At 63.6% G+C, this 23953-nt stretch carries 25 protein-coding genes; 11 read left to right on the top strand and 14 right to left on the bottom strand.

Features of this window, described 5'->3' with window-relative positions; all coding sequences use genetic code 11:
- Window positions 1-28: 28 nt before the first annotated feature.
- The 3 genes from KI611_RS07870 to KI611_RS07860 all read left to right on the top strand — a co-directional run bounded on the left by KI611_RS07870 (window position 29) and on the right by KI611_RS07860 (window position 3251).
- Window positions 29-1216: an MFS transporter gene (locus KI611_RS07870; RefSeq protein WP_226419269.1), complete on the top strand. Its 1188-nt coding sequence runs from the start codon at window positions 29-31 to the stop codon at window positions 1214-1216.
- 40 nt (window positions 1217-1256) lie between these two features.
- Window positions 1257-2060 (top strand): 2,5-didehydrogluconate reductase DkgB, encoded by an 804-nt coding sequence (dkgB, locus tag KI611_RS07865; protein WP_226419268.1) that lies wholly within the window; start codon window positions 1257-1259, stop codon window positions 2058-2060.
- Window positions 2061-2144: 84 nt separating this feature from the next.
- A complete protein-coding gene (locus KI611_RS07860; RefSeq protein WP_226419267.1) occupies window positions 2145-3251 on the top strand; it encodes an alkene reductase in 1107 nt (368 codons plus the stop codon).
- Window positions 3252-3345: 94 nt separating this feature from the next.
- Here the strand turns inward: KI611_RS07860 and KI611_RS07855 are convergent, their stop codons facing one another.
- Genes KI611_RS07855 through KI611_RS07820 form a run of 8 tightly spaced genes read right to left on the bottom strand, consistent with a single transcriptional unit; the run spans window position 3346 to window position 11537 of the window.
- Window positions 3346-4644: a 4Fe-4S binding protein gene (locus KI611_RS07855; protein ID WP_226419266.1), complete on the bottom strand. Its 1299-nt coding sequence runs from the start codon at window positions 4642-4644 to the stop codon at window positions 3346-3348.
- 7 nt (window positions 4645-4651) lie between these two features.
- Entirely contained in the window at window positions 4652-5605 is a 954-nt protein-coding gene (locus tag KI611_RS07850; protein WP_226419265.1) for a HEAT repeat domain-containing protein, read from the bottom strand.
- A 7-nt stretch (window positions 5606-5612) separates the two neighbouring features.
- Window positions 5613-5849, bottom strand: a complete 237-nt coding sequence (locus tag KI611_RS07845; protein WP_226419264.1) for a ferredoxin family protein — start codon at window positions 5847-5849, stop codon at window positions 5613-5615.
- Between the two features lie 9 nt (window positions 5850-5858).
- Window positions 5859-7589 (bottom strand): fumarate reductase/succinate dehydrogenase flavoprotein subunit, encoded by a 1731-nt coding sequence (locus KI611_RS07840; protein ID WP_226419263.1) that lies wholly within the window; start codon window positions 7587-7589, stop codon window positions 5859-5861.
- 21 nt (window positions 7590-7610) lie between these two features.
- Window positions 7611-8357 carry a GntR family transcriptional regulator gene (locus KI611_RS07835; protein ID WP_226419262.1) on the bottom strand — a complete coding sequence of 249 codons (747 nt, stop codon included), beginning with the start codon at window positions 8355-8357 and terminating at the stop codon, window positions 7611-7613.
- Window positions 8358-8402: 45 nt separating this feature from the next.
- Window positions 8403-9236: an ABC transporter ATP-binding protein gene (locus KI611_RS07830; protein WP_226419261.1), complete on the bottom strand. Its 834-nt coding sequence runs from the start codon at window positions 9234-9236 to the stop codon at window positions 8403-8405.
- On the bottom strand, window positions 9229-10116 hold the full coding sequence (locus tag KI611_RS07825) for an ABC transporter permease (protein ID WP_413464010.1): 888 nt from the start codon (window positions 10114-10116) through the stop codon (window positions 9229-9231). The genes KI611_RS07830 and KI611_RS07825 overlap by 8 nt, the downstream gene beginning before the upstream one ends.
- Window positions 10117-10121: 5 nt before the next feature.
- Window positions 10122-11537 (bottom strand): ABC transporter substrate-binding protein, encoded by a 1416-nt coding sequence (locus tag KI611_RS07820; RefSeq protein WP_226419259.1) that lies wholly within the window; start codon window positions 11535-11537, stop codon window positions 10122-10124.
- A gap of 249 nt (window positions 11538-11786) precedes the next feature.
- On the opposite strand from KI611_RS07820, the gene KI611_RS07815 reads away from it, so the two are divergent.
- The 7 genes from KI611_RS07815 to KI611_RS07785 all read left to right on the top strand — a co-directional run bounded on the left by KI611_RS07815 (window position 11787) and on the right by KI611_RS07785 (window position 19028).
- On the top strand, window positions 11787-12083 hold the full coding sequence (locus KI611_RS07815; RefSeq protein ID WP_226419258.1) for a hypothetical protein: 297 nt from the start codon (window positions 11787-11789) through the stop codon (window positions 12081-12083).
- Window positions 12084-12388: 305 nt separating this feature from the next.
- Window positions 12389-12709, top strand: coding sequence for a BON domain-containing protein (locus tag KI611_RS07810; RefSeq protein WP_226419257.1), 321 nt, complete (start codon window positions 12389-12391; stop codon window positions 12707-12709).
- Window positions 12710-12797: 88 nt separating this feature from the next.
- Window positions 12798-13934, top strand: a complete 1137-nt coding sequence (locus KI611_RS07805) for an ABC transporter permease (RefSeq protein WP_226419256.1) — start codon at window positions 12798-12800, stop codon at window positions 13932-13934.
- A 1-nt stretch (window position 13935) separates the two neighbouring features.
- Window positions 13936-14748, top strand: coding sequence for an ABC transporter ATP-binding protein (locus KI611_RS07800; RefSeq protein WP_226419255.1), 813 nt, complete (start codon window positions 13936-13938; stop codon window positions 14746-14748).
- Window positions 14745-15698 carry an MlaD family protein gene (locus KI611_RS07795; protein ID WP_226419254.1) on the top strand — a complete coding sequence of 318 codons (954 nt, stop codon included), beginning with the start codon at window positions 14745-14747 and terminating at the stop codon, window positions 15696-15698. The genes KI611_RS07800 and KI611_RS07795 overlap by 4 nt, the downstream gene beginning before the upstream one ends.
- Window positions 15695-16366, top strand: a complete 672-nt coding sequence (locus KI611_RS07790; protein WP_226419253.1) for an ABC-type transport auxiliary lipoprotein family protein — start codon at window positions 15695-15697, stop codon at window positions 16364-16366. Before KI611_RS07795 ends, KI611_RS07790 begins: the two co-directional genes overlap by 4 nt.
- A gap of 61 nt (window positions 16367-16427) precedes the next feature.
- Entirely contained in the window at window positions 16428-19028 is a 2601-nt protein-coding gene (locus tag KI611_RS07785) for a chemotaxis protein CheB (RefSeq protein ID WP_226419252.1), read from the top strand.
- 67 nt (window positions 19029-19095) lie between these two features.
- Here the strand turns inward: KI611_RS07785 and KI611_RS07780 are convergent, their stop codons facing one another.
- From KI611_RS07780 to KI611_RS07760, 5 genes are all read right to left on the bottom strand, one after another.
- Window positions 19096-19572: a hypothetical protein gene (locus KI611_RS07780; protein WP_226419251.1), complete on the bottom strand. Its 477-nt coding sequence runs from the start codon at window positions 19570-19572 to the stop codon at window positions 19096-19098.
- Between the two features lie 161 nt (window positions 19573-19733).
- Window positions 19734-20633, bottom strand: coding sequence for an FHA domain-containing protein (locus tag KI611_RS07775; protein WP_226419250.1), 900 nt, complete (start codon window positions 20631-20633; stop codon window positions 19734-19736).
- A 27-nt stretch (window positions 20634-20660) separates the two neighbouring features.
- Window positions 20661-21116 carry a hypothetical protein gene (locus KI611_RS07770; RefSeq protein WP_226419249.1) on the bottom strand — a complete coding sequence of 152 codons (456 nt, stop codon included), beginning with the start codon at window positions 21114-21116 and terminating at the stop codon, window positions 20661-20663.
- A 125-nt stretch (window positions 21117-21241) separates the two neighbouring features.
- Window positions 21242-21595: a hypothetical protein gene (locus tag KI611_RS07765; protein WP_226419248.1), complete on the bottom strand. Its 354-nt coding sequence runs from the start codon at window positions 21593-21595 to the stop codon at window positions 21242-21244.
- A gap of 127 nt (window positions 21596-21722) precedes the next feature.
- Window positions 21723-22334 (bottom strand): hypothetical protein, encoded by a 612-nt coding sequence (locus tag KI611_RS07760; protein WP_226419247.1) that lies wholly within the window; start codon window positions 22332-22334, stop codon window positions 21723-21725.
- 436 nt (window positions 22335-22770) lie between these two features.
- Between KI611_RS07760 and KI611_RS07755 the strand changes: the two genes are divergently transcribed.
- Window positions 22771-23334 (top strand): YSC84-related protein, encoded by a 564-nt coding sequence (locus tag KI611_RS07755; RefSeq protein ID WP_226419246.1) that lies wholly within the window; start codon window positions 22771-22773, stop codon window positions 23332-23334.
- Between the two features lie 166 nt (window positions 23335-23500).
- Here KI611_RS07755 and KI611_RS07750 read toward each other — a convergent pair whose 3' ends face one another.
- Window positions 23501-23944: a universal stress protein gene (locus KI611_RS07750; RefSeq protein ID WP_226419245.1), complete on the bottom strand. Its 444-nt coding sequence runs from the start codon at window positions 23942-23944 to the stop codon at window positions 23501-23503.
- Window positions 23945-23953: the final 9 nt, after the last annotated feature.

Here is a 23953-nt window from a genome sequence, read left to right as displayed (position 1 = left end):
TTCATTCCTTAGCCCCTGGAGCGCCACCATGCCCCCCGCACTACTTGCCTTGACTCTGGCCGCCTTCGCCATCGGCACCACCGAGTTCGTCATCGTCGGCTTGATCCCGACCATCGCCGCCGACCTCGGCATCACCCTGCCCTCGGCCGGCCTGCTGGTCAGCCTGTATGCGCTGAGCGTCGCCGTCAGTGCGCCGCTGCTCACCGCGCTGACCGGCAAGGTGCCGCGCAAACCGTTGCTGCTCGGCCTGATGGCGCTGTTCACCGTGGGCAACCTGATCGCCTGGCAGGCGCCCGGCTACGGCACCTTGATCACGGCGCGCGTGCTGACCGGGCTGGCGCACGGCGTCTTTTTCTCGGTCGGCTCGATCATCGCGACCGGCCTGGTGCCGCGGGAAAAGGCGGCGAGCGCCATCGCCACGATGTTCAGCGGCATGACCGTGGCCTTCGTCACCAGCATTCCGCTCGGCACCTTCATCGGCCAGCGCTTCGGCTGGCCGGCCACCTTCCTCGCCGTATCGGCCTTCGGGCTGCTGGCCTTGCTCGGTGCCTGGGCCTTCGTCCCGAAGTCGATCGCCCATACGCCGCCGGCCCCGCTGCTGCGGCAAATGCGCGTACTGCTGCAACCGCGCCTGCTGTTGGTCTATGCGATGACCGCGGTGGGCTACGGCGGTTCGCTGATCGCCTTCACCTTCCTGGCGCCCATCCTGCAGGATATCGCCGGCTTCACGCCGGAGATGGTCGGCGTGGTGCTGCTCGCCTACGGCGTTTCGGTCGCCATCGGCAACGTCTGGGGCGGCCGCCTGGCCGACCGCCTGGGTGCGGTCGCCGCCCTGAAGACCATCTTCCTGCTGCTCGCCGCCGTGCTGCTGGTGCTGACCTTCACCGCGCCGCACCAGTGGCTGGTCGTGCTGACCGTGTTAGCCTGGGGTGCGGTGGCCTTTGGCAACGTGCCGGCCCTGCAGGTGTACGTGGTGCAGCAAGCCGAAAAGGTCGCGCCGGACGCTGTCGATGTCGCCGCGGGGTTCAACATCGCCGCCTTCAACATCGGCGTGGCGGGCGGTTCCTGGGTCGGTTCGCTGGTCGTCGGTCATCTTGGCCTGGGGCATACGTCGTGGATCGCCGCGCTGGTGACGCTCGGCGCCTTCGGCCTGACGGTGCTGAGCGGACGCCTGGACGACGGCGGCGTGCCCGTACTGCGGCCGGCCGAAGCCTGATCGCCCGATTTCTCTTCCTTACTTTTACAGGAGTCATCCCATGAACATTCCATCCTTCGGCGTCGGCACCTTCCGCCTGACTGGCCAGACCGTCATCGACTCGGTACGCAACGCGCTCGATCTCGGCTATCGCGCCGTCGATACCGCCCAGATCTACGGCAACGAAGCCGAGGTCGGCCAGGCCATTGCCGAGAGCAGCGTGGCGCGCGATCAACTGTTCATCACCACCAAGATCTGGCGGGACAACTACGCCAAAGACAAGCTGCTGCCGAGCCTGCGCGACAGCCTGCACAAGCTGCGTACCGACTACGTCGATCTGACCCTGATCCACTGGCCGGCGCCGGGCGGCCCGGTCGGACTGCCCGAGTACATGGCCGCGCTGGCCGAAGCCAAGGCGCTCGGCCTGACCCGCCAAATCGGCATTTCCAACTTCAATATCGAATTGACCCGGCAGGCCATCGCGGTGGTCGGCAGGGATGCCATCGCCACCAACCAGATCGAGCTCAGCCCTTACCTGCAAAACCGCAAACTGGCGGCCTTTCTCAAGGAACAGGGCATCGCCGTTACCTCGTACATGACCCTGGCCTATGGCAAGGTGCTCGAGGATCCGGTGCTCCACGCAATTGCCGCCAAGCACCAGGCCACCCCGGCGCAGGTTGCGCTGGCCTGGGCGCTGCAACTCGGCTACGCGGTGATCCCGTCGTCCACCAAGCGTCAAAACCTGGCCAGCAACCTGCTCGCCCGCGATCTGCAGCTCGACGCCGGCGATCTGGCGAAGATTGCCGCCCTTGAGCGCAACGGCCGCGAAATCGACCCCAAGGGCCTGGCCCCGGAATGGGACTGAGCGAACCGTTGCCTCAATTCACCGAACACCTGTTACCCCTTTTTCATTCCACCGGCGCCGCTGCGCCAGTTTCGGAGATCTGCCATGTCTGACGACCCGTTGTTTCAACCGCTGACGCTCGGCCGCCTGGCCCTGCCCAATCGTATCGTGATGCCGCCGATGACCCGCTCGCGCGCCGCCCAGCCGGGCGACGTGCCGACCGCGCTGATGGCCGAGTATTACGCACAGCGCGCCAGTGCCGGCCTGATCGTCAGCGAGGGCACCTGGATTTCGCCGCTCGGCAAGGGCTACGCCTGGACGCCGGGCATCCACACGCCGGCCCAGATCGCCGGCTGGCGCCAGGTGACCGACGCGGTGCACGCCGCCGGCGGGCGGATTTTTGCCCAGCTCTGGCACGTCGGCCGGCTGAGCCACTGCAGCCTGCTCGACGGCCAATCACCGGTTTCTTCGTCGGCGATCCAGGCGGCCGGTGTCAATGTCTTCATCGCCGAAGCGGATGGCCAACCGGCCTTCGTCCAGGCCTCGCAGCCACGGGCGCTGTCGGTCGCGGAAATCCAGGAAATCATCGGCCAGTTTCGCCAGGCGGCGCGCCAGGCGCTCGAAGCCGGTTTCGACGGCGTCGAGCTGCACGCGGCAAACGGCTATCTGGTCAACCAGTTCATCGACTCCAATGCCAACGCGCGGACCGATGAATACGGCGGTTCGCTGGAAAACCGCCTGCGCTTCCTCGGCGAAGTGGCCGGCGCGCTGGTTGAAGGGACCGGCGACAAGAGCCGCGTCGGGATTCGTCTCGCGCCATTGACCACGCTCAACGGCTGCGTCGATGCCGACCCGGAAAGCACCTACCTGGCCGCCGCCCGACTGCTCGGCGAAATCGGCGTGGCCTACATCCACATCGCCGAAGCCGACTGGGACGACGCGCCGCACATGCCGGTCGAATTCAAGCGGCAACTGCGTGCAGCCTTCCCCGGGACGTTGATCTACGCCGGCAAATACACCGCCGAACGGGCCCGCGCCGCACTAAGCGAAGGCTGGGCCGACCTGATCGCCTTCGGCCGCCCCTTCGTCGCCAACCCCGACCTGACCGAAAGGCTGCGTCATGGCGCGCCGCTCGCCGCGCCCGACCGCGCAACGCTGTTTGGTGGCGGCGCGCACGGCCTCACCGATTACCCGACGCTGGCCGCCGCCTGAGTAAGACGGCCCGGAAACGATCCTGTTCGGTGGCCGGTATATCGCATCTACCGGCCATTCCTTCGGGAGCAAGCAATGACGACTGTCGCCAAGATCAAGGAGTGAATTGATAGAGCATCGAGAGAAACAGCAACAGCGAGCCATGGGCAACCCGGTACCAGCTGGCCTTGTGCGAATACCAGCGCTGCAGGATCAGCTTGCCCAATAACCAGGACCATACCGCCCCCCCGAGGACGACGCATAGACGGATCCCCTCGGCCCAGAAAGCAATTGAAAAATCAGCCTCCTTGAGCAACAGGAAGGCATGCTCCAAGGCACCGAGAAACACCCCGCAACCGGCTAGCGGAATCAGGCTATAGGCCAGATGGCAGGCAACGATGGCGCGCCGCCCGCCGGACACCCAGAGCATCAAGGCAACGGTGCCGCCAATCAGCAAGGCGGTCAGCAAGCTGCCAAGAAGAGCAAGGCCATTACCGAACCACCCGGCCGGCTGCAAGATACCGGCAACCAGGCCATCGCTGCCGTGCGCCAAGCCGTAGCAAAGGCCAATCAATACCGCGCAAATGGCAAATGCATCAGCCAGACGAATATCGGCCGGATCAAGGCTGATGACTTCTCGGCCTGGCGCCCGACAAGACAGCACGACGGCGTTGCGATGCCCGCTGCAGCGGCCACACATGCTGCACTTTTCGTTGCTGCGCAGGCGCCGGACATCGAGCAGCGGCGGACAATCGACGGTGCGCGGCAAGGGTTTGGGCGCGGCATCCCACGCTTGCCGGTCGACCTTGAAGTGAAAGATTGCGCAACGGGCCAGTAGCGAAAAGATGCTGCTCACCGGGCATAGATAGCGACACCAGACCCGTTTGCCGCGCCCCAGGAAATAGCCGCAAAGCAGGGCCAGCAGGGAGGCCCCGCCGAGCGACAGGAGAATGGCCCGCGGCGCCTGATAGGCGTTGACCAGATGCTCGTAAGTCACGATCAGCGAAAAGCCGAGCAGAGGCCAGCCGCCCCAGCGAACCCAGGCGGGGATCTTGCCGCCTCGACCATGCCGGCTGACCAACTCGCTCAACGCGCCGTCCGGACAGAAAACGCCGCACCAGAATTGCCCGAACAGCATCGTGCCGAGAATGACGCCCGGCCACCAGACACCCCAAAAAATGATTTCGGCCCACCCGGCCAGAGAGGAAAAAACCTCGGCGCGACCGGTCGGCTGCGGCAGGACAGCCGGGACGACGAGCAGAAAATAATAGGCGCCGACAAACACCCACTGGATGCACCGGATCACATCCTGCCGCTGCTGCAAGGTGTTGCCGAGCCGTTGCAGCCAGCCCTCGGCCGAGTTCCCCGATTGCTGTCGAAATTCGGCTAGGGGAAAGGCTGGCGGGCGCGTCATCGGGGATTTATGACTGAAGCGCTTCCAGAGCCCGGCGGGCCGTTTTGCTCACATCGATATCGCGGTCTTCAGTTGCGGTTTTTTGCAGGGCCGGAATTGCCGCCCGGTCGCCAATCGCCCCCAGCGCGCCGGCAGCCTCCTTGCGCAGGTTGCTGACCGGATGCGCCAGCGCGCCAATCAGCGCCGGCAGCGCGGTGGTGGCTTTCAGCTTGCCGAGGACGTTGGCCGCTTTCAGCCTGACCTCCCAGGCCGGGTCGTCGAGCGCCGCAATCAGCATGGCGACGGACTCCGGCCGAAGCAGCTTGCCGAGCGTCACGGCCGCCTCCTGACGGACCTGCCAGTCGCTGTCCCGCAGTGCCCGCCCGAGGACGGGCAGCACCGCAGCATCGCCGGCAAACGACAGGGCACCGACGGCGATGCGACGGACTTCCGGATCGCCGTCGTTTTCAACACGCCGCTCCAGGGCCGGCAGGGCTGCCGGGTCTTTCAAATAAGCCAGCACGCCGACCGCTTCGCGGCGGACATTGCTCGAGGCGTCTTCGGATAAAGCCAGAGCCTGCGCCAACGCGCCGGGCTGGCGCAATTTGCGCAGGGCGGCAAGCAAGGCGGCCCTCGCCTCGCCGACGGCCTGGCCGAGCAAGTCGATCAGCACCGGCCCGGCGGCCGGATCGAGGATTTCGCCGAGCGATTCGGCGGCGGCAGCGACGACTTCCTGATCGGCGTCTGTCAACAATCCGGCCAGCGCCCGGACTGCCGCCGGATCGGCATTGCCTTCCAGCGCCCGGGCGGCGTCCAGACGGACGCCGGCATCGACATCGCCGGTCGCCGCCACGAACAGTTGCGGCGACTCGTCGGCAAAATCGGCGATCTGCAACAGGCCGACCCGGCGCACAGCCGGATCGGGATCATTGAGCAACGGCAAGACGGCTTCGACTTCGGGGTCGAGATCGATGGTGCTCATCTTCGCCTCAGCGCAACAGATAGGGGATTTCGACCTTGATCGCCTTGGTCGGGCAATCGTGCTCGCAAGGCAGGCAATACCAGCACTCGTCGTAGGCCATCTTGACCTTGCCGTCGCCGGCGTCGAGGATCAGGATATCGGTCGGGCAGACGTCGATGCAGATGCGGCAGCCCTTGTCGGCGATGCATTTGTCGTGATTGACGATGATCGAAACGGCGTGTTGTTTTTCAATGGTGGTGCTCATGTCGATTCCTCAGGCGGCCAGCGGCTCGGCTTCGACGCGCATGGCGTCGTAACCGTACAGCTCGCTCTTGGCGATGGGATAGATGTATTCGGGGACCGGACGCTTGAAGATTTCCGGCTGGCCGTCGGCGCCCTTCTTCACTTCGACGAAGGCAAACCACTCGGCATCGTTGCGGCCCTCGAAATCCGTCCGGTAGTGGTAGAGGCCCCAACGGCTTTCCTCGCGGTACAGCGAGGCGCGCGCCGCCAGTTCGGCGCAGTCGAGAATGGCGTAAACCTCCATCGCCCGCATCAGCTCGTGCGGATTGCGCGCCTTCAATTTATCCAGGTCGGCGCGGATTTCGGCGAAACGCTGCAGGCCGATCTCCATCTTGGCCGTCACCTTGGGCGGCTGCAGGTAGTCATTGACCATGCGCCGCAGCTTGTACTCGATCTGGGTCGGAGCGATGCCCTCCTCGCGCAGCAGCGGCGCGAAGATGCGTTCGCGTTCGGCCTCGATCTGCGCGGTATCGACCGCGGCCAGTTCCCGGCCTTCGATGAAGTCGACCGCATCCTCGCCGGCGATCTGGCCATAGACCATGGCGCCGAGCATGTAGTTGTGGGCGACGTTGCACAGGTCGCCGGCGGCGTAGAGGCCGGGCACCGTAGTCCGCGCATGTTCGTCGACCCAGACGCCGGAAGCGCTGTGGCCGCCGCACAGGCCGATTTCGGAAATGTGCATCTCGACCAGGTCGTGCCGATAATCGGTGCCCCGCCCTTCATGAAACAGGCCGCGCGACGGGCGTTCGGTGACGTGCAGCACATCCTCGACCTTCTGCACCGTTTCCTCGGCCAGATGGTCGAGCTTGAGGAAGACCGGGCCGTTGCCGCCCTCCAGCTCGCGCCAGAACTCGAGCATCATCTGGCCGCTCCAGTAGTCGCTGCGGATGAAGCGCTCGCCCTTGGCGTTGACCGTATAGCCACCGAGCGGCCCGGTGACGTAGGCGCAGGCCGGGCCGTTGTAGTCCTTGATCAGCGGGTTGATCTGGAAGCACTCCAGGCCGGACAACTCGGCCCCGGCGTGATAGGCCATGCTGTAGCCGTCGCCGGCGTTGGTCGGGTTCTCGTAGGTGCCGAACAGGTAGCCGGAGGACGGCAGGCCGAGCCGGCCGGCCGCGCCGGTGCACAACACGACGGCCTTGGCGCGGATGACGACGAAATCGCCGGTCCGCGATTCGAGGGCCATGGCCCCGGCAATCCGGCCATCCTCGCCGACCAGCAGGCGGGTGGTGGTCAGGCGGTTGCTGACCTCGACGCCGAGCTTCCTGATCTGCTTGAACAGCACCTTCTTGACGTTGTAGCCCTCGGGCATCGGCAGCACGTAGGAACCGAGGTGGTGCACCTTCTTCACCGCGTAATCGCCGGTCTCGTCCTTCTCGAACTTGACGCCCCAGGCGTCGAGCTCCTTGATCATGTCGAAGCTGCGCGTCGCGTAGGCATTGATCGCCGCCTGATTGATGATGCCGTCGTTGGCGATGGTGATTTCCTTGACGTACTGCTCCGGCGTTGCGTAACCGGGGATGATCGCGTTGTTGACGCTGTCCATGCCCTCGGCGATGGCGCCGGCCCGCTTGACGTTGGCCTTGTCGAGCAGCAGCACGCGCAGGTGCGGCGCCTTCTGCTTGGCCTTGATGGCGGCCAGCGGGCCGGCGGTACCGCCGCCGACGATCAGGATATCCACTTCGATATTTTGCGTTGCCATGACTTTCCTTTGAAATATTCGTTAATCGCGTTCGGCGCGAATCTGATAGCTGAAGCTGTCGCCCCGGTAATAGAGGTATTCGAAATCGATCGGCTGACCGGCCCGCGTCCAGGTCAGGCGCTCCATGCGCAGAATCGGCGCCCCGGCTTCGACGCCGAGCTGGCGGGCCAGCTGGGCATCGGCGGCGATGGCATCGATGCTCAGGTCGGCATGGCCAAGCGGGATGGCGTAGTCGTTCTCGATGATCACGAAGATGTCGCGCGTCGCGAGATCCTCGCGGGCCAGCCGCTCGCCCAGATCGCGCCGGACATAGGTGAGGTCGAAAGAGATCGGCTGGCGATCGGCATGGCGCACCCGGCGAATTTCGGTCAGCGGACTGCCTTCCGGCACCTGCAGACGGGCCGCCACGGCCGGATCGGCCGCCACTGTGCCAAGACTGATCAGGCGATTGAAGGTTTCCCGGCCCAGATTTGTCATCGCTTCGGCAAAACCCTGCAGGCGGGCCAACTGCTGGAAGGGCTTGGGCCGCGAGACGAAAGCACCCTTGCCGGGAACCTTGAAGATCAGTTGCTCGTTCTCCAGATCGCTCAATGCCTGGCGCACGGTAATGCGACTGACGCCGAAGGAGGACATCAGGTCGTTTTCTGACGGCAGCCGTTCGTGTTCGCCGTAGGTGCCGTCGAAAATCTGCCCGCGCAGCGAATCCTTGATCTGCACGTACAGAGGCAGCGGGCGATCGCTAAAGCTGGTTCTCGACTGGCTGATCATGGCTGGTCATGACAAGTAGGGAACGACTTCGCAAAGTCGGGGCGGTTAAATGAAGGCACCGGCAAACCCCGGTCCCGCAGCCGCCTCGCCGTAATTGCGGCGATGCTCCTCGCGCATCAAATCAAGGCAGTAGCGCTTGAGATGGATGAAATGGTCGGAAGTCACCCATTCCTCGCCCCGCGGACGGGCCGCCGGAATCGCGATGTCCTCGCGCAGGCGGCCGGGACGATGCGACATGACCAGCACGCGGTCGGCCAGGAAGAGCGCCTCGTCGATATCGTGCGTGACGAAAATCACCGTCGTGCGGACCTTCGACCAGATATCCAGCAACAACTGCTGCATCACCCAGCGCGTCTGGGCATCGAGGGCGCCAAACGGCTCGTCCATCAACAGCACTTCCGGCTGGTTGATCAGGACGCGGGCAATTTCAACCCGCTGCTGCATGCCGCCCGACAACTGCATCGGATACTTGTTTTCGAAACCGCCGAGGCCGACCAGCTTAAGCAGCTCGCCCGCCCTCGCCCGCCGTTCCTCCCTGGCAACGCCTTTCATCTTCAAACCGAAGGCGACGTTGTCGACGACGCGCTTCCACGGGAAAAGGGTGTGCTGCTGGAAAACCAGGCCGCGCTCCGAGGACGGCCCGACAATCGGCTTGCCGTTCAGGCTCAACGCGCCGCCAGTCAGCGGAATATGCCCGGCCAAGGCGCCCAGCAGGGTCGACTTGCCGCAACCGGACGGCCCGAGCAGGCAAATGAACTGGCCGGCCTCGATATTGAAGCTGACGCGGTCCACAGCCCGGAAACGCTCTTTCTTGCCACCCAGTTCGATGACGGCATCGCGAACCTCGATACGGCCCGGCTGAACTCCGGCACTAGTCATGCGTCTTGCCTCCCTTGATCTGATACCACGGGGTCAGCAGGTCGCCGAGCTTGCGTACCAGGACGCTGCTGCCCATGCCGAAGACCCCGATCAGCAGCATGCCGACGACGATGTCGGCGTAGCGCTGCAGGTTGTAGGATTCCCAGGTGTAATAGCCAATGCCGTACTGCCCGGCGATCATCTCGGCGGTCACCAGGCAGAACCATGACGTCCCCATGCCGATCGACAGTCCGGTCACCACGCTCGGCAAAGCGGCCGGCAGGATCACTTCGAGATACAAGCTGCCGCGCCCGGCCCCCAGGCTGCGCGCCGTCGAAATCAGCCGCTGATCGATGCCGCCGACGCCGTGAATGGTGTTGAGCAGGATCGGGAACAGCGCGCCCATGAAAGTGATGAAGATCATGCTCAGCTCGGACGACGGAAACATCAGGATGGCCAGCGGAATCCAGGCCACGCCGGGAATCGGCCGCAAGACCTCGAGCGGCGGCAACAGCAGGTCGGCCGCCCAGCGCGAGCGGCCGATCAGCAGGCCCAGCAGGATACCGATACCGGTCGCCCCGAGGAAGCCGCCGAACACCCGGTACAGGCTGTTCAGCACGTGGTCGAGGACCTTCGGCGACTGCAGCAGGTTGAGCAGTGCCGGCAGGACTTCGCTCGGCGCCGGCACGTTCTGGAAGGTGACGATGCCGAGATGCAGGCGATTTTGCGAAGCGAACTGCCAGAACAACACAAAAGCCAGCAATGATCCGACCCGCAGCAACAGGCGCCCGACATTGATGCCGGTGCGCGCCGTGCCAGAGGCAGCGGCGGCCGGCGATGCAACGTCTTCGTCCGCCACCGGCCCTGACTGCGGGGTGATTGCCAATTGCGCCACGCTCATCTCGCTTAGCGGGCCGCCAATTTGGCCGTGCTCGAAGCGAAGGTCGAGGCGAAGTTAACCACCGTCCCGCCACTCTTTTGCGCCGATTTCTCGGCTGCATCCTTTTCCAGGTAGGCGTCGATCTGGCCATTCGGGCTGCGCGCAAACCATGCCTGGTTGGCCAGCAGCTTCAGTCCGCTCTGCCGATCATGGACAAAGACGACCCGGATCTTCCTGCCGGCCTTTTCGGCCTCGCGCACCGCGAACAACGCGGATTCCGGCGACACGTAATTGCGCACCTTCGGTTCGCCCTCGACCCAGACCTGAGTCGCCCGGTTGAAATCCTTGATGGTGACCGCAGACTGCGCATCCTTGGCGACCAGCGGCAGCTTGCCGTAAGACTTCAACTGCTTGTCGTAATCGAGGCCGGACAGCTTGAAGGCTTCGCGGATATAGCGGTCGTCGATCACTTCGTCGGCGGTCAGCGGCACGTCGTTGCGCTTGAGCAGGGCCAGCGTCTCGATGGCGGTCTTCAGGGCAGTCCGGTATTCCGGCTTGAAGGTGAAATCGCGGGTCTGCAGGCCGAGCGGGCCATGGAACAGGTAATTCACTTCCGACTCGATACCGGTCACCTTGGCGATCAACTCGCTGTATTTCTCCGGCTCGGCGGCGATCAGGCGGTCGGCCTCGATCGCGGCGCGCAGGAAGGCGACGACGATTTCCGGATATTTTTTCGCGTATTCGGCGCTGACCAGGGTGCCGTGGAAGGTCGGCGCATTGGCTTGAGCACCGTCGTAAATCTTGCGGGCAAAGCCGCGGTAGGTGAACAACTCGGCAAACGGCACGAAGTCGGCATGGGCATCGATCTTGTGGCCCTGCAGCGCGCTGCCGCCGACTTCCGGCGATTGCGACACGAGGTTCACATCACGCTCCGGATCAAGCCCCTGGGCTTTCAGGGCGCGCAGCAGCATGCTGTGTGCGGTCGAACCGAAAGGCACCGAAATGCTCTTGCCCTTCAAGGCCGCCAGCGAGGTCACCGGCGAATCGATCGGCACGACCAAGCCGTTGCCGCTACCCTGCGGGCTACCGGACAGCGCCGTTATGAATACGCTTTTCTTGCCGGCCTTCTTGAAGGCCGCCGCATTCAGCGCCCCGGGGAAATCAGCCATGGTGCCGATGTCGAGCTTGTCGGCGACCATCTCGTTGGTCAGCGGCGGACCGGAGGTGAAGTTCTTCCAGGCGATGTCGTACTTGGCGTCCTTGTACTTGCCGTCTTTGGGCAGGTACTTGTCGAGCAGCTTCAATTCACGGATCAGCAAACCGCCGGTCGCGCAATTGATCGTCGTGTCCTGGGTACCGATCGCAATACGGATGGTTTCCGCCTGCAGGATGCCGCTACCGAACACCAATGCCAGCGCAGCCAGGGTTTTCTTGAAATGCATGTTGCCTCCGTGAATGGAAAATTCAGGAGTGCAGGTTAGCGAGACGACCTTCCGCTAAAAACGATCAAATTTTTATATTGATACAACCTGTCATAACAGGTCAGGTTGGATCGCGCTGGCTTTCAATCCCTGGCCATCATTACCCGCATCGGTCGGACGAGGCCGCGGCCGGGAACAACGGCTTTGACCTCGTCGTAGCCGAATACTCAGCGCGCCGGTTCGGGCGGTGCAGGCGGGACAACGATAACGGTGCTGCCCCCGGTCTTTCCCGTATCGCCGGTCGCGCCAGTTCCGCCTGTCGATCCGGTCGATCCGGTCGATCCGGTCGATCCGGTCGATCCGGTCGATCCGGTCGATCCGGTCGATCCGGTGGCACCGGTATCGCCGGCCGCCCCGGTGGAGCCGGTCGATCCTGGTGCACCGGTCGGACCAGCCGGGCCGGGGACCGGAACGGTGATGACGGTCGGAGTCGGCGACACCGGCGCCGGTTTCTCACATGCGCTCAAGGCCAGGGCGGCGATTACCGCTGAAAAAACGATCGAATAGTTCATCTGAATTCCTTCTGGTTGTTTAACGGAAAGTCCCTGCTCTTGCCTGTCGACCACGAGGAACCAGCGACTGAAAGTACGCCGACCGTCGATTGACTTCTGTTCGTTGCCGCACAGAGGGCGAGAAAGGGAGCAGCGCGATGCACGGCGGCCCGGCGTGAAATCCGCAAAAAACACTCTATGTACGCCGGCGTACAGAATGCCCTGACGGAGGGTGGTAAACCGCCATTACGACCGATGGACAGGCAACTGCCCCCGGTTCGTGCGGGAACCGTTTTTCAACGCAAGAGAAGAGGACAGATCATGAACAACAAACTCACCACCAGCTTTCTCGTCGCCGGCCTGTTACTGCTCCCCGTTGCCGGCCATACCGCCGATGCCGGCAAGGTGGCGACGGAATACGTCAAGGATTCGGTGATTACCACCAAGGTCAAGGCTGAACTGGCCGCCGAAAAGATGTCCAGCCTGGTAAAGATCAACGTCGAGACCGACAAGAATGGCGTCGTCACGCTAAGCGGCAGCGCCGCGAGCCACAAGGCAATAGACCGGGCTGTGGCGATCACCAAAGGGGTGACGGGCGTCACGGCCGTGAAGAACGAAATCAAGGTCGTCGCTGACAAGTAGGCAAACGCAGCGCGCCGACCCGCCACACGGGGCGTTCTGGTACCTGGCCTGGACAGGGCCATTTAGCGACAAGCATCTTGGGCGACCCATGACTCTGATTTCGGCAGCACCGGCGGCAATCGCCCGGACGACAGCGCAGGAACTCGTCCTTTCGGGTTACTGGACGGCGCGCGGCCTGGGCGGAATCGACGGGCAACTGGCGACGCTGTCGGCACCGTCCGGCGCGATGCTACTGATCGACGCATCGGGCATTGTGGCGTTCGATACGGCGGGCGCCTGGGTCGTGCAAAAACTGCTGCGCCGGCTGCGCGACGCGTCGGCTGTCGTCGAACTACGCGAATTGCCCGAGGAATTCGCCAAACTGCTGGCGGTCGTTGGCCAGCAAGTCGACCAGCACGACACCGACGCCAGGCCAGCTGCCGAGCCGCCGGCCAGCCAGCTTGAAAGCCTCGGCCACAGCACGGCCGCCGGCCTTGAACAGGGCCTTGCGCTGCTCGGCTTTATCGGCGAATGCACGTTCGCCTTCGCCGGCTGGCTGGCCCAGCCGCGCCGCATCCGCTGGCGTCCCATCCTCTACAACATCCGCAGCGCCGGCTTCGACGCGCTGCCGATCGTCGGCCTGCTTTCCTTCCTGCTCGGCATCGTCGTCGCCTATCAGGGCGCCGACCAGCTCAGGCAGTACGGTGCCAACATCTTCGTCGCCGATCTGGTCGGCCTGTCGATGTTGCGCGAGTTCGCCCCGCTGATCACCGCGATCATCGTCGCCGGCCGTTCCGGTTCGGCCTACGCGGCGCAGATCGGGACCATGGCGGTGACCGAGGAAATCGACGCGATGCGCACCATCGGCATCGCGCCGCTCGAATTGTTGGTCCTCCCGAAGATCATCGCGCTGCTCATCGCGCTCCCCCTGCTGACGGTGTTCGCCGACCTGCTCGGCGTCTTCGGCGGCATGATCATGGCGCGCGCCCAGCTGGCGGTCAGCTACGGCGAATTTCTCGACCGCTTCGTCAAGAGCGTCAGCGTCACGGCCTATCTGATTGGCATCGGCAAGGCCCCGGTCTTTGCCGCGATCATCGTCAGCATCGGCTGCTTCCAGGGGTTCCGCACGCATGGTGGGGCCGACAGCGTCGGGCGTCAGACGACGCGCAGCGTCGTTCAGTCGATCTTCCTGGTCATCGTCGCCGACGCCCTGTTCTCGGTCGCCTTCAGCGCGCTGGATCTGTGAGATGAGCGACCAGATTCGCGGCGCCGCGGTCATCGAGATCAAGCAGCTGATCACCCGCTTTGGCCCACATGTCGTCCATTCCGGTCTCGATCTGAGCGTCCGCCAGGCCGAGATATTCGCGCTGGTCGGCGGCTCGGGTTCGGGAAAATCGACGCTGCTGCGCGAAATCATCCTGCTCCAGCAGCCCGAATCGGGCTCGATCCGGGTTCTTGGCGTCGACCTCGAAAACATCACCGATGCCGCGGCCCTCGATTTGCGCCGGCGCTGGGGCGTGATGTTCCAGAGCGGCGGCCTGTTCGGTTCTCTGACCGTCAAGGAAAACGTCGGCCTGCCGCTGCGCGAACACACCGGGCTGGCCGACCGGCTGATCGACGAAATCGCCGACTGGAAGCTGGCGATGACCGGCTTGGACCCGGCAGTAGGCGCCCAATACCCGGCCGAATTGAGCGGCGGCATGATGAAACGCGCCTCGCTGGCCCGCGCCCTGGTCCTCGACCCGGAACTGCTCTTTCTCGACGAGCCGACGGCCGGCCTCGACCCCGAAAGTGCCGGCGAGATCGACCAGCTGATCTGCAAGCTGCGCGACCTGTTCGGCCTGAGCATCGTGATGATCACCCACGACCTCGACCTGCTCTGGCAGGTCGCCGACCGCGTCGCGGTGCTGGCCGACGGCAAGGTGCAAGGGGTCGGCTCGATGGCCGAACTGGCGCAGCTCGACCACCCGGCGATCGGCAAATTCTTCGCCGGTCAGCGCGGACTGGCGGCTCGTCAGCGCAGCACCGGGCAAACCGATCAACCAACCGGAATCAAATGATGGAAACAAAAGTCAATTACGCGGCAGTCGGCGCCTTCGTCCTGGTCCTGGTCGCCGTGCTGATTGGCGCGACGCTCTGGCTGGCCTCGGGCGGCGCCTTCCAGAAGAAATACGATCTCTATCTGGCCATCGAAGAGGAATCGGTCGCCGGCCTGAACCTCAATGCGCCGGTCAAATACAACGGGGTCGACGTCGGCAAGGTGCGGCAGATCGAGCTCGACCCGGGCAACCCGCAACGGGTCAATCTGCTGTTCGCCATCGAGCGCGGCACGCCGATCAAGGAAGACACGGTGGCGGTGCTGAAAACCCAGGGCCTGACCGGCATCGCCTACGTCGAACTGAGCGGCGGCGCCGATCAGGTGCCGCTGCTGCAAGCGACGGCGGGCAACGAGTACCCGCAGATCCGGACCAAGCCGTCGCTCGGCACCCGCCTGGAAAATGTGCTGACCAACGTGCTGGCCAAGCTCGACAACACCTCGACCAATCTCAACGCCATGCTCAGCGCCGAAAACCAGGCATCCTTCAAAAGCACCCTGGCCGACATCGCCAGCGTCGCCCACACTCTCGCGGCGCGCAAGGAGAGCATCGATAGCGGCCTGGTCGACGCCGCCCGTACCTTCGAAAACGCGGCGCGGGCAACGGCCAGCCTGGAGCCGGTGATCGAACGCCTCGGCCGGGGTGCCGACGCCGTCGAGAAAATGGGCAACGAAGTCACCCGGACGAGCGCCAGCGCCGGCAAGACCATCAATTCGGTGGGCAGCGATGTAAATCGCTTCACGGCGGAAACGATGCCGCAACTGGAGCGGCTGCTCAGCGAACTGAGTGTCTTGACGACTTCACTGCGCCGCCTCAGCGAACAGACCGAACGCAATCCATCCGGCCTGCTGTTCGGCCGCCAGCCGGTACCGAACGGACCGGGAGAAGCATCACGAGGAAGCCGCCAGCCATGACCCGCCCATCGTATTCACGCCTCTGCCAAGGCGCTGCCGCCGGCCTGTTGCTGGCCATGCTCGGCGCCTGCAGCATTCTTGACACCGCCGGCGACGCGCAACCGTCCTTCTACACGCTGGACGGTGCGCCACGCGCCAGCCCAGCCGCCGCGCCGCGCGCCACAACGGCCCCGACCCTGATCGTCAATCCGCCGCATGCCGCGGCGGGTTTTGACAGCCACCGCATCATCTATGTCCGCGAGCCGCATCAGCTGGAATACTTCGCCAACAGCGAATGGGCCGATACCCCGGCGCGGATGATCGCCCCGCTGATCGTCGCCGCCCTCGAACAGAGCGGCGCCTTCCGCGCCGTCGTCCCGACGCCCAGCACCGCTTCCGGCGACCTCCGCCTCGATGTCGAAATCGTCCGCCTGCAGCATGAGTTCGACGTCTCGCCGAGTCGGGTCCGCTTCACGCTGCGGGCCTACCTGGTCGATACCGTAAGCCGGCAGGTTCTAGCCTGGCGCGAATTCGACCAGTCCATAGCCGCCGCGCAAGACAATCCCTACGCCGGCATCATGGCGGCGAACGGTGCGGTGCAGAAGGTACTCGACCAACTGGCGGCCTTTTCTGCCGAAGCGGCGCGAAACTGGCAAAGGATTGAAGCACGGCCAATGACGGCAAATTAATGCTGTCCTTCCATGGGGATTGCGCGTACTTTCACCCGGTAATTTTCAGCCGATAAATCCCATGGTCAAGACACCCAAAGCCAGTCCCGCCCAACAATCGCTAGCGCCATCGTCCGAAGCGCAGCAGCCGGTTGACGACACTCCCCCGCCGGATTTCCCGATTGTCGGGATTGGCTGTTCGGCGGGCGGCCTTGAAGCGCTTGAGAAGTTCCTGACCAATGTGCCGGCCGGCTGCGGTTTCGCATTCGTTATCGTCCAGCACCTCGATCCAACGCATCTCAGCGCCTTGCCCGATCTGTTGCAGCGCTTCACCCCAATGCCCGTCACTGAGATCACCGATGGCCTGCGCCTGAAGCCCGACAGCGTCTATGTCATCCCGCCGAACAAGGACCTGTCGCTGCTGCACGGCAAACTTCACCTGCTCGAGCCGGTGGCGACGCGCGGCCTGAGGCTGCCGATCGATTTCTTCCTGCGCGCGCTGGCCGAGGATCTCAAGGAGAAAGCCATCGGCGTCATCCTTTCCGGCATGGGTTCCGATGGGGTCTTCGGCCTGCGCGCGATCAAGGAAAAAACCGGCCTGACAGTGGCCCAGGACCCGGCCAGCGCCAAGGCGGACAGCATGCCGCACACCGCCATCCAGGCCGGCGTGGTCGACATCGTCGCCCCGCCGGAAGCATTGCCCGGCCGGATTGCCGAGTATCTCCAGCATCCGGCCCATGCCCAGCTGTTCGAGATCAATCCCCGGGTGGCGATTCTGACGGCGCTCGACAAGATCATCATTCTGCTGCGCGACCGTTGCGGCAATGATTTCTCGCTGTACAAGACGAATACCCTGAACCGCCGCATCGAACGACGGATGGCGGTCAACCAGATTGCCGGCATTGACGATTACGTGCGTTACCTGCGGGACAACGAGCACGAGCTGGACATCCTGTTCAAGGAACTGCTGATCGGCGTGACCAACTTCTTTCGCGATGCCGAAGCCTGGGAATACCTGCGCCGCGAAGCCATCCCCGCCCTGCTCGCCCAGCATCCGGACGGCAAGTCGTTGCGGGCCTGGGTATCGGCCTGCTCGACCGGAGAAGAAGCTTATTCGCTGGCCATCGTCTTCAAGGAGGCGATCGCGGAAGCCAGGCCGGAACGCCGCTTCACGCTGCAGATCTACGCCACCGATCTCGATACGGACGCCATCGAACAGGCGCGCAAGGGTTTCTACCCGGACAATATCGCGGCGGACGTCTCGGCCGAACGGCTGGCCCGCCACTTCACCCATGAAGAGAGCGGAGGCTATCGGATCAACAAGGACATTCGCGAAATGGTGGTGTTCGCGCCGCAGAACATCATCTCCGACCCGCCTTTCACCAAGCTCGACATTCTCACCTGCCGCAATCTGCTGATCTACTTCGGCGCGCAGTTGCAGAGAAAGCTGCTGCCGCTCTTTTATTACGCCATTAACCCGGGCGGCATGCTGTTTCTCGGCAGCGCCGAGAGCATCGGCAATGCGGCCGGGCTGTTCGCACTGCTGACCAAGAAGGGGCGGCTGTTCCGCCGGTTGAACCAGCCGTTGCCGTTAACCGCCCTGGAGTTTCCCCGCAAACTGCCGAGTGAAACGTCGGAGACCGGCCGGTCGGTGCAAACCGAGCGCCCCGACAACCTCGGCCAACTGACCGATCAACTGATCCAGCAGACCTGGGCGCCAGCTGCGGTGGTGGTTAACAGCGATGGCGACATCCTTTATTTCAGCGGCCGCACCGGCAAGTACCTCGAACCGGCGGCCGGCAAGACCAATATCAACATTCATGCAATGGCCCGCGACGGCTTGCGCGAGGCGCTGACCGGGGTCATCCGCAACGCCCTGAACAATCCGCTGCCCATCCTCATCAACGGTCTGCGGGTCGGCACCAACGGCGGCACGCAAATCGTCGATCTGGTCGTCCAGGCGCTCGACAAGCCCGAGCCGCTGCGCGGGCGGGTGATCATCGTCTTCAAGGACGTGCGCAAGCCACCGCCCCGTCGCAAGTCGGGCAAGCATGACGAGGACGAATCGAACAGCACGCTGCTGCAGGAATTACGGCAAGCCCGCGAAGCGCTGCAGGTAACGCATGAAGAAATGCAGACCAGCGTCGAGGAACTGAAGTCGAGCAACGAGGAATTGCAGTCGACCAACGAAGAGCTGCAATCGACCAACGAAGAACTGACGACATCGAAGGAAGAACTGCAGTCGCTCAACGAAGAGTTGCAGACGGTGAATGCCGAACTGCAATCGAAACTCGACGACCTGACCTGGGTCCGCAACGACATGACGAACCTGCTCAACAGCACGGAAATCGCGACGATCTTCCTCGATAGCGCGATGAACCTGCGACGTTTCACGACGCATGCCACCAAGCTTTTCAAGCTGATTTCAGGCGATGTCGGGCGGCCGCTCTCGCACATCGTCACCGATCTCGACTATCCGAAATTGAAGGACGATGCACTCGAAGTGCTGAACACGCTGATTTTTCACGAAACGGTGACGGCCACCCATGACGGCCGTTGGTATCGCGTGCGGATCATGCCCTATCGCACCCAGGACAACGTGATCGACGGTGTGGTGATCACCTTCATCGACATCACGGAAATCAAGCTGCTCGAAGCCAAACTACGCACGCAAGGGGCGTAGCCCGCCGACCACCGGTCATCGCCCGCCAGCAGCGGGCCGATGACCGACCAGGGCTAATGCTGAAAAATCATTCGCCCTTGCCGACGAAGTTCACCCGGACCGGACGACCGGCCGGGCCGGCCTGGATTTGCCTGTTTTGCCAGGCTCCGTCGATTTTTACCGATACCTTGTAGGTTCCCGCCGGCAGCTTGATGTAGAGCAGCGGCCCTTCGCTGATCCCGGCCACGACTTCCTGGCCATTGCGCCCGGTGACGGTGAACGGAATGTCGGCCAGGTAGCTGCCCTGGCGGTCGCTGAACACAATCAGGACATTGTAGGAGGCGGCCGCTTTGCGCATTTCGTCACGCGCATCGTCGCCGATGCCGCCGCTCAGCCAGGGAATCGTGGCTTGCGGGGCGCTGCTGGCATTGTGTTTGGCGTTGTCATCGATTTCGACGGCGAGCAGCGGCGTGCACAGCAAGGCCGCAACGAGGGCGACGAGCGGACGCGAAATGGACCGACGAATGGCTTGATGCTGCTGAACTGCGAATAAGGGATTGCCCATGATCTGCTCCAGAAATAAACCGTGTGCTTGCACGAAAACATCCTTGCCAGCACCGACTCGGCGATCTGCCGAACCCCATGGTCGTCGGTTGATTGTCGTATCCCGCGCCGGAGCCGTATGTACGCTGGCACACACAGACTAGACGTGAATTTCCGGTCTGGCTAGCACGAATAAGGGGCCGTCTCGAAGTGCACCAGCTCCGCCCCCTTGGCCGCCGCGGGCGCGCCCAGACTGAGCAGGCCCCGCCCGGAGAGCAGCAGTTCACCGCGCCGGACAAAAACCTCGGCCTGCCCCTCAAGGGTCACGAAGCTGCCGTTGGTGCTCCGGTCGACCCAGACGAAACGCTCGAGGCGCCGCTCGATCCGGCCGTGCTCCCGCGAACAGCGGAGATCGCGGACGATCAGATCGCAATCCGCCTGACGGCCGATGCGGGCAAACGGCTGATTCTCGTCCAGCCACGTTTCGACGCCCCGGTAACGGACGCAGAGCCGCCCCACCCCAGCGCCGGGATCGGCCAGCGCCAGCCTCAATGTCTGTTGATCGGGCTGCTGCCATGCCACCTGAAAGACACCGAGACGCCGCTTGCCGCAATTGAGCTGCAGATCGGGCAGGCTGCTCGCCGCCAGCTGCAACAGGGGAAAGGCTGTCGCCCGTTGCGGCATGCTGAGCAGGATATGCCCCGGCGCGGCAACTGCGGATAGCCGGGCCGCCGGATTCACCCCGTCGCCGGGAAAATAGCGCTGCTCCCTGGCCCGATGGCCGGCACACAGGCCGACGCTGACCGCCAGCGGAAAACCGGCCGGTGGCGGCAGGTCGGCAATCCGGCGCTGCATCTCGATGGCCGAGTGCAGCGCATCCTGGCCATCGGCGAAGAAGGCCATCAGCCGGTTGCCGCTGTGGTGCACCAGACGCCCGCCATGGGTTTCGACCGAGCGCCGGATGCGTTTCTCGCAACGCGCCACGGCGTAGCGCGCTTCCGCCTGGTCGAGCGATTGCACCAGACTGGCATCAGCCGCGACATCGGCACATAGCACGGACAAGGCGCCGTCATTCGTCATCATGCCTGGCCCTCCGGCAACCGGGCGGCCTCAGCGGCCGCGGCCCCGCTCGTGATCGTTGCCGCGATGGTCATTCCCCCGATAGTCGTTGTCCCGATGGTCGTTGCCTGAATCGCCGCGCGGTCCGTCGCGCCGCTGGTCATGCCGATCGCCATGGCGATTCCGGTAGCGCGGCACATATTCGCGCTGGTACCAGTTGTCGCGGACGAAGTAGACCCGCTCGCCGCAAGCGTCGTAGCGGCCACAGTAGCGGCGCCAGTCTCTGGCGTGGCCGGGCGGAACCCGCAGATAGACCGGCGGCCGGGATACCGGAACCCGCCGTACCATCCGCGGCTGCTGGTAGATCACTTGGGGCGGCGGGTAGTCGCCGATATCGAGGCGGCCGTAAAAACCCGGCTGACCAATGCTCACCGAGACGCCGACATCGGCGGCGCCGGCCGGGGCGATGGCCGCCGCCAGTAACAAGGCAATCAGAAATAATCGCATGCTGTACTCCTGTCATTCAGTAATGCGTTTGACAAGCCAACGAATAGCCTCGCCAAAACCAAAAATTCCCGCTGCCGATGAACCGGGGCGAGAATTTTCCTGCTCAACCGCTGCGGCGGATGCGCTTAGCGCGCCGGAACGATGACCACGGTGCCATCGGTCGTTGTTGCGCCGCGCGCCCCGGTGCTGCCCTTGGCGCCGGTATTACCAGTATTGCCAGTGGCGCCGGTACTGCCCGTCGCGCCCGTATCGCCGGTCGCCCCAGCCGTGCCGGTGGCCCCGGTGTAACCGGTCGCGCCGGTTGCGCCCGCGCCGCCGGTTGCCCCGGTATAGCCGGTGCTGCCCTTGGCGCCGGTGTTACCGGTATTGCCAGTGGCACCGGTCGCGCCTTGTGGTCCGGGCGGGCCGGCGGGTGCCGTAATACAGGCGCTCAGGGCAAAAGACATCAGCGCGACGACGGTCAGTTTCGAATAATTCATGGTGTTTCCTTCTCAATGCCGCTGGAGAGAATCACTCGCCGGATGGCGAGCGATCTTTTCAGCGCCGGGCCTGGTTTTTCTCAAGCCGCTTGTTTCCGGTAGACGAAGGCTGCCGGGATACGACCTATTACTTGTTGAAGTTCAGCTTGGCTTTGGCCAGACAACTATCCTTGGCTGCGCCGGCATAGGTGTCACACTTTTCCTTGGCCACCGCGTACTGGGCGTCGGTCTTGTCGGCCGTTGCGTCCTGGCGGGCAGCGACGCCCTTCTTGCTGGCATCGCTGCGCGCTTCGGCGGTTTTCTCACCGGCCGTCGCGTTGGCTTCAGCGGTCTTCATCTGCGCCTTGGCATCTGCCTTGGCGGCGGTTTCCGCAGCCTTGACTTCCTTCAGGCAGACATCCTTGCCATTGCCGGCCTGGTCGTCACACTTTTCCTTGGCCACGTCATAGACGGCATCCGCCTTGGCCAGGCGGGCTTCGTAATGGGCTTTCTCGCTCGGCTTGTAACGGGCCTGGAGTTCAGCCAGGGCGACCTTCTCGTTACCCTTGGCTTCGGCCGCACAGATGTCGCTTGCATTGCCCAACAAGGAGTCGCAACTCGCCCGGGCCGTCTTGAAATCGGCGGAAATCTTGTTCTTGCCGGCCTTGTACTCGGTTTTTGACATGCCTTCGGCCATTGCCCCGGCACTGAAAGCCAGCGTGAAGGCAAGAGCGAGCGTATTGATGGTGAGTTTTTTCATTTTGTTCCTTGTGCGTTTGATCCTGAAACCGCGGCCCTGGCAAACGCTGCCCGGCATACGGTTTTCCTGGCGAAGACCCTGCGCTGGATAGGCATCACGCATTGCCACAGTACAGAAATTGCACCGCTTGTTGGCTCCGATAGACCGAGCGTATTGGCGAATTCGTTTCCGTTCTGTCCGCTGCCGCACATAACCGGAGATCGCTGTCGCCCGAGTCGCCTTGACGACGGGCGGTGGCGGCGGACTGCGCATTTGGCGAGTCGGGGCCAAACCATGCCGGCGTTTTATCGCCAAAATTCGCCCGGATCGGCTGTGTGCGCTATCGAACGGAGGCCGGGCAATATGCCGCCTAAGCTGAATGGCCGATATGACAAGGATGCATCGCTGTCCTTGCTCTCCGGTTGCATATTGCAGCACTACTTAAAAGGATATCGAAATGACCCAAATACAACGCTCCCTGCACCGTCTCCTGCTCGTCACGGCGGCCGCTCTTTCGCTGGCGACCCTTGGCAACCAGGCCTATGCCGCTTCCGCCGAAGACCTCAATGCCGATGCCGCACAGGCGCTGCAAACCTTGTACAAGAGTAATCCGGCGGCCGAAGCCATCGGCAGGAAGGCCAAGGCCATCCTGATTTTCCCGAAAATCATCAAGGCCGGTCTGGTCTTTGGCGGAAGCTACGGTGAAGGGGTTCTGAGCAAGAATTCCCAGTACGCCGGCTACTACAACTCGGTTTCCGCCTCCTGGGGCTGGCAGGCCGGCGCCGAATCCTATGGCTACGTGGTGTTCCTGATGAGCAACAAGGCCATCAAGTATCTCGACGCGTCGAAGGGCTGGGAAATCGGCGTCGGTCCGACACTGGTCGTGGTCAATGAGGGCATTGCCAAGAACCTGTCGTCATCGACCCTGAAGGACGATGCCTATGCGTTCATTTTCGACCAGCAGGGTTTGATGGCCAGCCTCAGCATCGAAGGCACCAAGATCACCCGCATCAAGCGTTAAGCGAGCAAAGCTCAGGATCGTCCCGGTCCGGTCGAGCGAAAGCCCGATCCGAGGACTGATCACCGATGCGGCGGCAATCGCCGCATCGGGTTCGCGGAATCTCGATAGACGACAGCCGCACCGAGTCCGTAACCGGGTTTTACCCCGGCTGAAAAAACATTACATGTTACCGATAGACCAGCACCGGAATCGTCGAGTGGGTCAGCACCTTGTGCGTTTCGCTGCCGAGCAGCAGCCCGCTGATGCCCCGCCGGCCATGCGAAGCCATGAATATCAGGTCGCAAGCCTGGCGCTCGGCGGCGGCGATGATCGCTGCGTAGGGCTGGTCGCTGGTCAGCGCCAGCGTGGTGCATTCGACCCTGGCCTCCCCGGCGAGCTTCGCGGCGGCGGCGAGAATGTCATGCGCGACACGGGCGACTTCTTCGTGAAAGCGGGCCGGGGTATGCGCATCGAAAATGGCGCCGACACCGTAATACATCGTCGGAAAGGCCGGCTCGGCACAGAAGAACGTCAGCCGGGCGCCGGTTTCCCGGGCAAAGGCGATGGCCCGGCTGACGGCGGCCAGGGACAGTGGCGAACCGTCGGTCGGCACCAGAATATGTTTGAACATGCTCGCTCT

This window comes from Dechloromonas denitrificans, assembly GCF_020510685.1.
Taxonomy (GTDB): domain Bacteria; phylum Pseudomonadota; class Gammaproteobacteria; order Burkholderiales; family Rhodocyclaceae; genus Azonexus; species Azonexus denitrificans_A.
This window is presented reverse-complemented; position numbering and strand designations above follow the sequence as displayed.

Bases quoted from the DNA above. Each gene is read 5' to 3' on its own strand.
- KI611_RS07765 (WP_226419248.1), bottom strand. From the start codon at position 21,595: ATGAATTATTCGAAACTGACCGTCGTCGCGCTGATGTCTTTTGCCCTG.
- KI611_RS07840 (WP_226419263.1), bottom strand. From the start codon at position 7,589: ATGGCAACGCAAAATATCGAAGTGGATATCCTGATCGTCGGCGGCGGT.
- KI611_RS07810 (WP_226419257.1), top strand. From the start codon at position 12,389: ATGAACAACAAACTCACCACCAGCTTTCTCGTCGCCGGCCTGTTACTG.
- KI611_RS07830 (WP_226419261.1), bottom strand. From the start codon at position 9,236: ATGACTAGTGCCGGAGTTCAGCCGGGCCGTATCGAGGTTCGCGATGCC.
- KI611_RS07785 (WP_226419252.1), top strand. From the start codon at position 16,428: ATGGTCAAGACACCCAAAGCCAGTCCCGCCCAACAATCGCTAGCGCCA.
- KI611_RS07845 (WP_226419264.1), bottom strand. From the start codon at position 5,849: ATGAGCACCACCATTGAAAAACAACACGCCGTTTCGATCATCGTCAAT.
- KI611_RS07855 (WP_226419266.1), bottom strand. From the start codon at position 4,644: ATGACGCGCCCGCCAGCCTTTCCCCTAGCCGAATTTCGACAGCAATCG.
- KI611_RS07850 (WP_226419265.1), bottom strand. From the start codon at position 5,605: ATGAGCACCATCGATCTCGACCCCGAAGTCGAAGCCGTCTTGCCGTTG.
- dkgB (WP_226419268.1), top strand. From the start codon at position 1,257: ATGAACATTCCATCCTTCGGCGTCGGCACCTTCCGCCTGACTGGCCAG.
- KI611_RS07825 (WP_413464010.1), bottom strand. From the start codon at position 10,116: ATGAGCGTGGCGCAATTGGCAATCACCCCGCAGTCAGGGCCGGTGGCG.
- KI611_RS07800 (WP_226419255.1), top strand. From the start codon at position 13,936: ATGAGCGACCAGATTCGCGGCGCCGCGGTCATCGAGATCAAGCAGCTG.
- KI611_RS07770 (WP_226419249.1), bottom strand. From the start codon at position 21,116: ATGCGATTATTTCTGATTGCCTTGTTACTGGCGGCGGCCATCGCCCCG.
- KI611_RS07820 (WP_226419259.1), bottom strand. From the start codon at position 11,537: ATGCATTTCAAGAAAACCCTGGCTGCGCTGGCATTGGTGTTCGGTAGC.
- KI611_RS07835 (WP_226419262.1), bottom strand. From the start codon at position 8,357: ATGATCAGCCAGTCGAGAACCAGCTTTAGCGATCGCCCGCTGCCTCTG.
- KI611_RS07860 (WP_226419267.1), top strand. From the start codon at position 2,145: ATGTCTGACGACCCGTTGTTTCAACCGCTGACGCTCGGCCGCCTGGCC.
- KI611_RS07775 (WP_226419250.1), bottom strand. From the start codon at position 20,633: ATGATGACGAATGACGGCGCCTTGTCCGTGCTATGTGCCGATGTCGCG.
- KI611_RS07750 (WP_226419245.1), bottom strand. From the start codon at position 23,944: ATGTTCAAACATATTCTGGTGCCGACCGACGGTTCGCCACTGTCCCTG.
- KI611_RS07755 (WP_226419246.1), top strand. From the start codon at position 22,771: ATGACCCAAATACAACGCTCCCTGCACCGTCTCCTGCTCGTCACGGCG.
- KI611_RS07795 (WP_226419254.1), top strand. From the start codon at position 14,745: ATGATGGAAACAAAAGTCAATTACGCGGCAGTCGGCGCCTTCGTCCTG.
- KI611_RS07780 (WP_226419251.1), bottom strand. From the start codon at position 19,572: ATGGGCAATCCCTTATTCGCAGTTCAGCAGCATCAAGCCATTCGTCGG.
- KI611_RS07805 (WP_226419256.1), top strand. From the start codon at position 12,798: ATGACTCTGATTTCGGCAGCACCGGCGGCAATCGCCCGGACGACAGCG.
- KI611_RS07870 (WP_226419269.1), top strand. From the start codon at position 29: ATGCCCCCCGCACTACTTGCCTTGACTCTGGCCGCCTTCGCCATCGGC.
- KI611_RS07760 (WP_226419247.1), bottom strand. From the start codon at position 22,334: ATGAAAAAACTCACCATCAATACGCTCGCTCTTGCCTTCACGCTGGCT.
- KI611_RS07790 (WP_226419253.1), top strand. From the start codon at position 15,695: ATGACCCGCCCATCGTATTCACGCCTCTGCCAAGGCGCTGCCGCCGGC.